Here is a 4,384-nt window from a genome sequence, read left to right as displayed (position 1 = left end):
GCTGTGCTGTGCTGTGCTGTGCTGTGCTGTGCTGTGCTGTGCTGTGCTGTGCTGTGCTGTGCTGTGCTGTGCTGTGGACTGCAGTTAGCGTGCGCTAAAGCAACCGATAAGCCAACCGCACTGCCGCCCTCGCCGTGCGCTTATCCTGATCGAGAGACGGGTTGTACTCCGCGATATCCGCCGCGCGCAGCTTGCCCGACGCGCGCACGCGCTGCACCATCGCTTCGACCACAGACAACGGCACGCCCAACGCGGCAGGCGCCGATACCCCCGGCGCGGTGGCGGCCGGGAGCACATCGAGATCGATGGTCAGGTAGACGTCGTCCGCTGGGTCGAGCAACTGCTGGAGATCGTCCAGACGCTGCGGCAATTGCGGCTCCTGCATATCGATGTCGAGGACGTAGCGCACGCCGAGTCGTTCTGCATGCGCGAACAGCGAAGCGGTGTTGCCCAGATCGCTAATGCCGAAACAGGCATAGTTGAACGGCACACCTCGTTCGGCGCAGTCGCTCGCAATCTGATCGAACGGTGTGCCCGAATTAGCGGGCCGCTTCTGACGCAGATCGAAGTGGGCGTCGAAGTTGATGATGAGCAGCTTGCGCGTTGCCGCGGAAGTTGCCGACGTGGCCGCGGCTCCGGCACCCGCTCCTACGCCTGCACCTATACTTGGATTTGCACCTGCATCCGTACGATCCTGATGCAAACGCAAACCGCTATACGTCCCCCACGCAACCTCATGACCACCGCCGAATACCAACGGCCTGCCGCCGCTCGCGAGCACGTCGCTCACCACCTTCGCGAGTTCCGCCTGCGCGCCCTCGAGATCGCCGTCATCGCACACTACATCGCCTGCATCGGCAAGCGACGCCATCGACGCCTTCGCGGGCAAGCCCGCCAACGCTCGACGCAATTCCTTCGGCGCATGCGCCGCGCCGGGACGCCCCTGATTACGGCGCACACCTTCATCGGAACCAAAGCCGACGATTACCGGCGCATCGCTTTCAATGCGCGGTGCCACACGAAAAACATCCTCATACTGCAGGGCAAGGTCGAACGCGAACGGCACCACCTGATTGAAAATATGCCGGGTGTCACCGGGTTCACCATCGTCGGAACGGCCGCTCCACACCTTGTCATCGAATGGAACTCTCATGCGCGCGACAACACCGCCTGTAGGAAGGCCCGCGTGCGCGGCTGCGAAGGCGCCGAGAAAATCTCAGCAGGCGGCCCCGCCTCGACGATCACACCGCCGTCCATCACCACCACCACGTCGGCGACTTCCTTCGCGAAACCCATTTCGTGCGTGACGACCACCATCGTCATGCCCTCGCTGGCGAGCAGCTTCATCACTTGCAGAACCTCGCCAACCAGCTCGGGATCGAGCGCGGAAGTAGGCTCGTCGAACAACATCACGCGCGGCTGCATCGCCAGCGCGCGAGCAATCGCAACACGCTGCTTCTGACCGCCCGACAAACTCGCCGGCATCACGTGCGCCTTGTGAGCAAGGCCCACTTTTTCCAGCAACGTGGTTGCGGCCGCTTCGGCTTCGGCCTTGCTGGCGCCACGCAACATTCGCGGACCGACAGTGATGTTATGCAGCACCGACAGATGCGGAAACAGATTGAACGACTGAAACACCATACCCACTTCAGTGCGCAGCGCGTTCAGCGAACGCTCCTTGAGCATCGCGCCCTGATCCACCAGCCGATGCCCGCAGATATCAATCGTGCCGCCTTCAGCCTGTTCAAGCCCGTTACAGCAACGCAGGAACGTACTTTTCCCCGAGCCGCTCGGCCCGATCACGACCACCACCTGCTGCGGCTGAATGTCGAAGTCGATGCCGTTAAGCACGGTATGCGAGCCGAACGATTTGGTCAGCCCACGAATGCTGACGATAGGTTCATCTACTTTGGCTACGGTATTCATTGCACCATCCCTCCTGCACGCAAGCGGCGCTCCACACGATGCAGCGCGTAATTGGTCACCTGCGTCAACACCAGATACACCAGCGCGATGGCCAGATACACTTCAAGCGAACGGTACGACACGCTGATGATCTTCTGCCCTTCATGCATCAGATCGTCGATCGTCAGCAGCGACACCAGCGCCGAGTTCTTGATCAACGCGATGAACTCGTTGCCGAGCGGCGGAATCATGCGAACGATCGCCTGCGGCAGAATGATCGCGCGCATCGACTGCCCCGACGACATGCCAATCGAACGCGCCGCTTCCATCTGCCCGCGATCTACCGACTGAATCGCACCGCGCACGATCTCCGATACATAGGCCGCCGAATACAGGCCGAGCCCCAGCATCCCGCACACGAACGCCGGCAACAGAATACCGAATTGCGGCAAGCCGAAGAACAGCAGGAAAAGTTGCACGAGCAAGGGCGTGCCGCGGAAAAATGTGAGGTACGCCGTACACAAGCCGTACACGATGCGCCGCTTCGGCGTCAGCCGGCCGATGCCGATCAGCAGGCCCAGCACGCAGCTCAGCGCGAGTGCCGCAGCGGTCACTTCGACCGTCACCAGTGCGCCATGCATGATGTCTGGCAAGCCGGCAATCACCGGCGAAAAATCGAGTTCCATTATGTCTGCTCAGCCGGTTATTGCGCGGTGGCGCCGAACCACTTCTTAACGATCGCCGCGTACGTGCCGTCGGCCTTGATCTTTGCCAGTGCCGTATTGAATGCCGCTTTCAGTTGCGGTTCGTCCTTGCGAACAGCGATACCGTAGGCTTCGGTCGTCAGCGGCTTGTCGAGCACGTGGAAGCCGCTGCGCGTCTTCACGAACTGATAGGCAGCAGGCTTGCCGGTCACGGCCGCATCAGCGCGGCCGATGCCGACCAGATCGAACATTTCCTGATTCTTTTCGACTTCGACGCGGTTGATCTGCGGGAAGTTGTCACGCAGGAAATTGACCGACTTCGTGCCCACCTGGACCGAGACTTTCTTGCCATTCAGGTCCGCTATCGATTTGACCGGCGAGCCGTCTTTCACCAGCGCGACAAGGCCGCCTGCATAGTACGAATCGGTGAAGTCGACCACTTTCGCGCGATCGGGGGTGATATAGATGCCGGAAATCGCCGCGTCGAAACGATGTGCGATCAGACCCGGAACCAGGCCTTTGAAATCGATGTCGGTCCATTGCACGCGCTTGCCCATCGCTTTCGCGAGCGCATTCATCATGTCGACGTCGAAACCGGTGCGCGCGCCGTTCTCGGTGTATTCCATCGGCGGGAAGGTCGCGTCGGTCGCAACGTTCAGCACGTCCGGCGTTTGTGCGGATGCGACGCCGGAAAATCCGGCGAACGTCACCGCAAACGTGACGCATGCGAGGGACAACAGTCGATTCAGTTTCATGGGAGGGCTCCTTGTGGTTCTCAGTCGTTCAGTTCGTTCGGTATCCAGATCGAATGCGGCCGGGAATGGCCTTACCCGATCAATCGGTTTGCATATGCTCGGAAATAGCGCGGGCCGTGCGTAGCGTCCCGTCGATGAATTGGCTTTCGCGGCCGATGGCGCGGGTGGACGGCGCCATCAACGTGATCGACGCGCTGCTGCCCGCGCTGCGTCCGCTGCGATGAAATATCGGGGCGCTCACGCCCCACACGCCCGGGTCGACTTCGCTGTCGCTGACGGCGTAGCCTTGGGCCCGAATCTGTTCGAGTTCGGCTTCGATCGCGGCGCGGCCGACGGGGTCGTTGTCGAACACACTGTCGAGCACTTCGGCGCGCGCCTTGTCGGGCATGAACGCCAGCAACGATTTCGCCGAAGCGCCGGCTTTCAGCGGCACGGCGCGGCCTTTTTCGAATGAGCAACGCAACGAATGCTGGCTGTCGACCATTTCCAGGCACATCACCTGATGCTTGACCGCAACCACGAGGCCGATGCTTTCCTGCGACGCGCGCGCCAATTGCTGCATCTCGGCACGGCTCGCTTCGACGAGCAGCGAGTTCACATCGAAACCAAGCGCGAGCTGCAAACTGATCGGACCCGGCGCGTAATAGCCCGCGTTTTCAGCGACGAAACCCCAGCGCTTGAGCAATCCAATTTGCCGGTACAGCGTGCTTTGCGCGAGACCGGTGACAGCGAGCAGATCTTTGACCGACATGGCCTTACCATGACTGGCGAGTGCCGCCAGCACCAGCAGCACCCGTTCAGCCCCTGTCACACCCTGTTCCGCGTTCACGATGAAAACTACCCACAATGAATAACGGAATCAGAATGCCAGAACATTCTCGGTTTTCAAAAATCGAATTCCCGCCGGATGGGAATGAGAGGAGAGGGTTTTCCCCGAAAGTGGGATAAAAGAGCGTGCCGAGGCGGCCGCGAGGCAGTTTGAGTTGATTCGTCTGACCGGAAAGTGGCTTTCCAGAAAAG

General features: G+C 60.7%; 5 protein-coding genes. All 5 read right to left on the bottom strand.

Features of this window, described 5'->3' with window-relative positions; translation table 11 throughout:
- Positions 1–94 precede the first annotated feature (94 nt).
- The 5 genes from VFE81_RS07785 to VFE81_RS07765 all read right to left on the bottom strand — a co-directional run bounded on the left by VFE81_RS07785 (position 95) and on the right by VFE81_RS07765 (position 4,193).
- On the bottom strand, positions 95–1,153 hold the full coding sequence (locus VFE81_RS07785) for a formimidoylglutamase (RefSeq protein ID WP_325044043.1): 1,059 nt from the start codon (positions 1,151–1,153) through the stop codon (positions 95–97).
- The gene (locus VFE81_RS07780) at positions 1,150–1,926 is read right to left on the bottom strand and encodes an amino acid ABC transporter ATP-binding protein (RefSeq protein ID WP_325044042.1); all 777 of its coding nucleotides are present in this window, start codon (positions 1,924–1,926) and stop codon (positions 1,150–1,152) included. The genes VFE81_RS07785 and VFE81_RS07780 overlap by 4 nt, the downstream gene beginning before the upstream one ends.
- Positions 1,923–2,591, bottom strand: a complete 669-nt coding sequence (locus VFE81_RS07775; RefSeq protein WP_325044041.1) for an amino acid ABC transporter permease — start codon at positions 2,589–2,591, stop codon at positions 1,923–1,925. The genes VFE81_RS07780 and VFE81_RS07775 overlap by 4 nt, the downstream gene beginning before the upstream one ends.
- A 17-nt stretch (positions 2,592–2,608) precedes the next feature.
- Positions 2,609–3,364, bottom strand: a complete 756-nt coding sequence (locus tag VFE81_RS07770) for a transporter substrate-binding domain-containing protein (protein WP_325044040.1) — start codon at positions 3,362–3,364, stop codon at positions 2,609–2,611.
- 79 nt (positions 3,365–3,443) lie between these two features.
- Positions 3,444–4,193 (bottom strand): IclR family transcriptional regulator, encoded by a 750-nt coding sequence (locus VFE81_RS07765; RefSeq protein WP_325044039.1) that lies wholly within the window; start codon positions 4,191–4,193, stop codon positions 3,444–3,446.
- Positions 4,194–4,384: the final 191 nt, after the last annotated feature.

The sequence above is a fragment of the Paraburkholderia sp. genome, from assembly GCF_035656215.1.
GTDB lineage: Bacteria > Pseudomonadota > Gammaproteobacteria > Burkholderiales > Burkholderiaceae > Paraburkholderia.
Note: the sequence above shows the minus strand (reverse complement) of the source record. Positions and strands in the feature narration are given on the sequence as shown.